This is a genomic window from Streptomyces spongiae, from assembly GCF_009377185.1.
In the GTDB taxonomy this organism is placed as follows: Bacteria; Actinomycetota; Actinomycetes; order Streptomycetales; family Streptomycetaceae; genus Streptomyces; species Streptomyces spongiae.
Genome location: NZ_VJZC01000964.1, coordinates 1 through 2,156 on the forward strand (window position 1 = coordinate 1; position 2,156 = coordinate 2,156).

The 2,156-nt window shown below is 71.2% G+C and carries 2 protein-coding genes; both read right to left on the bottom strand.

Features of this window, described 5'->3' with window-relative positions:
- Nucleotides 1–1,145, bottom strand: a 1,145-nt coding sequence (locus FNH08_RS49195; RefSeq protein WP_228034849.1) for a sialidase family protein, incomplete at its 3' end; no start/stop codon positions are given.
- 177 nt (nucleotides 1,146–1,322) lie between these two features.
- Entirely contained in the window at nucleotides 1,323–1,991 is a 669-nt protein-coding gene (locus FNH08_RS49200; RefSeq protein WP_152778454.1) for a response regulator transcription factor, read from the bottom strand.
- Nucleotides 1,992–2,156 lie beyond the last annotated feature (165 nt).

Sequence of the window (2,156 nt, forward strand, 5' to 3'; positions counted from 1 at the left end):
GTCTCGTACAGAACCCCCACCCGACTCCCTCCGAGCTGGACCAGATCGGAGTACGCGGCGCGCTGCGTCGACAGCGTGCGGGCCTTCGTGAACGTGACACCCCCGTCCCCGCTGCGCCAGATCGCCATGGACTGGCGGGCCGTCGGGACGGAGGGCCCGGAGAAGAGGAGCGGACCGTTCCTGACCTGGAGGACGCTGCCCTGGACGACCGGGACGTCGTTCAGGGAGGGCTGAACCGTGTACGGACGGTCCAACGTGGCCGCACCGTCCCCGGAGTACGCGTCCAGCCGGTTGCCGGCACTCGTCCCGTTCTGGTCGCGCGAGCTGAAGTACAGCCGCCCGTCGGGGAGTTCGGCAGCCGTGCTCTCGTTGGAGTTGGCGTAGCCGTCGTAGGAGTCGTCCACGAAACCCAGCCGCCAGCTCGCGCCGCCGTCGTCGGAGTAGAAGGCGTGGGCGCCGTAGTACCTCGGCTCCTGGCCCGTGTCCGGGGAACCGGCGGGCGGTGCGGTGGAGTGGTTGGCGGGGATCACCAGGCGGCCGGCGTGCGGGCCTCGCGTGAGGGCGACGGCGTGGCCCGGACCGGTCGCGTACCAGCGCCAGTCCGGGAGTTTCACGGCCGCCGTGATGTCGCGCGGAGCGCTGAAGCCGCGGCCGTCGTTCGTGCTCGTCTGGACGAAGACGCGGCGGCTCTGCTCCGGCGTCACCTCACCCCGCATGATCTGCGCCTCGGTCACGGCGCCGCTGTTGTACGACGTCACGAGGACGATGCGGCCCGTGCGCGAATCCACCACCGGCGCCGGGTTGCCCCGTGTGTTCCCCTTGCCCGCCGCCACCACCTTCATCGGCCCCCACGTGCAGCCCCCGTCGATCGAGCGTCTGAGGACGACGTCGATGTTGCCGGTGTCGCTCGCGCTGTTGCGCCTGCCCTCGGCGAAGGCGAGCACGGCGCCTTCAGGCGTGGTGATCGTCGCCGGGATCCGGTACGTGTCGTAGCCGCCCTGCCCCGCGGTGTACGGCACGGACGACGTGCAGCCGCGCGGGGGCAGGGGCACGGCCGCGGCGGGGCCCGCCCCGGCGGTGACGGCGAGGGCGGTGAGCAGTCCCGCGGCGGCGGACAAGGCGGCCGTACGACTCCTGATGGACAAGGCGGCTCCCCTGGACATGTGACGGAGGATGAGACGGAGGACAGGACGGGAGATGGGACGTCGGATGTCCAGGTGAACCTATGGTTTCAGGCGGGGCCGGGCAACACGATTGCACTGCTGGGGTACTGACGGGGCATCACGGTGCATCACGGTGAGCTTTTTGAGACTGACGTGGCGTCACGCCGTCGTGCCCGGCGTCACCAGCCCCGACTCGTACGCCACGATCACCAGTTGCGCCCGGTCCCGCGCCCCCAGCTTGCCCATGATGCGGCTGACGTGGGTCTTCGCGGTGAGCGGGCTGAGGCCCAGGGCCTCCGCGATCTCGGTGTTGTTGAGGCCGCGCGCGACCAGGCCGAGGACCTCCCGCTCACGCTCCGAGAGGCACTCCGGGCCGCCCGTCGAGGCCGGTGCCGAGGGGCTGCGCAACAGCCGGGCGATCAGGCGGGCGGTCGGACCGGGTGAGAGCAGGGACTCACCGGCGGCCACCGTACGGATGGCGTCGAGGAGTTCGGCCGGTTTCGTGTCCTTCACGAGGAACCCGGAGGCTCCGGCCCGCAGCGCCTCCACGACGTGCTCGTCGGTGTCGTACGTGGTGAGGACGAGCACCTTGACGCCGGCCAGGTCCTCGTCCGCCGCGATCAGCCGGGTCGCCTCGATACCGTCCAGGTCGGGCATGCGCAGGTCCATCACGACCAGATCGGCCCGCGTGCTCCGGACCAGCGCCACGGCCTCCCGGCCGGTACCCGCCTGCCCCACCACCTCCATGTCCGACGCCGACTCCACGAGCATGGCGAAGGCGGCGCGTACGAGGGTCTGGTCGTCGGCGAGGAGTACGCGGACGGTCATCGGACGAGCCCCTGTCCGAGGCGCGGGGCGCCGCTGAAAGGGGCGCGCCCCATAGGGGCGCGGGGAACTGCGCGACCAGCCACGACGATCCCGCAGCCGACCACGGACCCCAACCCGGCAGACGCGTCCCTCATCGAACCGACCTCTCCCCCTGTCTCTTATACA